This window comes from Caballeronia humi, from assembly GCF_001544475.1.
Taxonomy (GTDB): domain Bacteria; phylum Pseudomonadota; class Gammaproteobacteria; order Burkholderiales; family Burkholderiaceae; genus Caballeronia; species Caballeronia humi.
In genome coordinates this window covers 1-1,573 of the sequence record NZ_FCNW02000171.1, presented here as the reverse complement: position 1 = coordinate 1,573, position 1,573 = coordinate 1, and the positions used below count along the sequence as shown (strand labels likewise).

Annotated in this window: 1 protein-coding gene and 2 pseudogenes; all 3 read right to left on the bottom strand. The window is 59.4% G+C overall.

Annotated features, from left to right (window positions below; translation table 11 throughout):
• Positions 1-219: pseudogene (locus AWB65_RS37580) on the bottom strand (IS4 family transposase); the annotation flags it as partial.
• 55 nt (positions 220-274) lie between these two features.
• On the bottom strand, positions 275-1,300 hold the full coding sequence (locus tag AWB65_RS34825) for an IS30 family transposase (protein WP_087671257.1): 1,026 nt from the start codon (positions 1,298-1,300) through the stop codon (positions 275-277).
• Positions 1,260-1,573: pseudogene (locus tag AWB65_RS37575) on the bottom strand (hypothetical protein); the annotation flags it as partial. The gene AWB65_RS34825 and the pseudogene AWB65_RS37575, both read right to left, overlap by 41 nt.

The following is a 1,573-nucleotide window of genomic DNA, read 5'->3' as shown; positions in this document are numbered from 1 at the left end:
TAGCTCGGGATAGCGACGCTGCTTATAGAGAGGTGGTAGCACGGTAATGCGGCGATACCGGATCTCCAAAAAGGCTTCGTCGGGACGGCCTTTAGAATCGCGAAGCTCAACACGATGGAGACCCTTGACCTTCGCCTCGGCCATCTCGTCGGCGATCGTATGCTCTCCGTCGCCAGCCAGGCGGTCAACGCATGTGCGCACGAGGAAGTGCGTGCCCAAATCATGCGCTTCGCAGAATAGCTCGGCGGTTTCAATTCGAAGTGCAACAGGGGGGTTAATGTTTAGCGTTTTGAGGTTGGGTTGCTGAGGCGAGCGTGGCGGCGAAGACCTCGAGCGGCGAATAGAACGCGTGGGTTGCGCGCGGCCGGTTGTTCAGGCTGTCGGCGATAGCATCGAGTTCGTCCTGTGTGTAGACCGAGAGGTCGGTTCCTTTGGGCAAGTATTGTCGCAGCAAGCCGTTGGTGTTTTCACATGTGCCGCGTTGCCAGGGGCTATGGGGGTCACAGAAGTACACGCGCACGCCGGTGGCCGCGGCGAGTTCCTGATGGCGCGTAAGTTCCTTGCCTTGGTCATAAGTGAAGCTGTGGCGCAGGGGTTCAGGAATCGAGTTGAGTTTGGCCGAGAAGCCCGCCAGAGCTGAGGCGGCGGTAGCATCGTCCATCTTGGCAAGCAGCACCAGCCGGCTGGTGCGTTCAACCAGCACGCCAACGGAGGATTGGTTCCCAGCGCCTTTGATGAAGTCGCCTTCCCAGTGGCCAGGCAGCAGGCGGTCCTCGATTTCGGGCGGGCGTACGTGAATACTCACCATGTCGGGAATCTGCCCGCGTCGGTCTGTGCCGCGCGTGCGCGACATGCGGTTGTTGTGGCCGTGGCGCAGGCAGGCAATCAACTGGCGGCGCAATTCGCCACGCGGCTGAGCGTAGATAGCCGTGTAAATGGTTTCATGCGATACGTGCTGGGTGGGGTCGGTCGGATACATCCGCCTAAGTGTGCCCGATATCTGCTGGGGCGACCACTTCCAGTCCAGCAACGTGAGCACAATCCGCCAGCGAACGCCTTGCGTGCAAAGCTTGGCGGGGCCGCGACCAGCCCTACGGCGGGCGGCGCACAGCGCTTGAGCTGGCACTGATGCGTAGCGAGCAAGAGAGCTGTTGCGCGTCAGTTCACGGCTCACGGTGGAGGGCGAGCGCCCGAGCATTCGGGCCATGGCCCGAATGCTCACGTCCTGCAGTCGTAGGCTTGCGATGGCGAGGCGTTCTTCAGGTTGAAGGTGCTGGTATGAAGTAGTTTTGTCGGGCATTGCAACACCTTATACGAAATAAGTGTTGCACCTCACTTTTGAGGCCGCCCTCGTAAATGTCGCTTTCGCGATCGCCGATATGTAGGCAGCGTTCCGGTTCGCCCAGTAATGCTGTGGATTGTCTCAGGTTTTCTAGCCAGCGATAGCTTTCCTTTTCTTCAATTGGCATACGGGTAGGGTTGACCTTTCGCTTTAAGGCTGTGCTGAAGAAGCGGGGGTTTTCACGGGATCGTCGTTGCTGATTCCACGATGCGAGAATGGCGACGCGCTCGC

What these genes read in the sequence shown, in the direction of transcription:
- AWB65_RS34825 (WP_087671257.1), bottom strand. Translation starts at nt 1,300, where the DNA reads ATGCCCGACAAAACTACTTCATACCAGCACCTTCAACCTGAAGAACGC.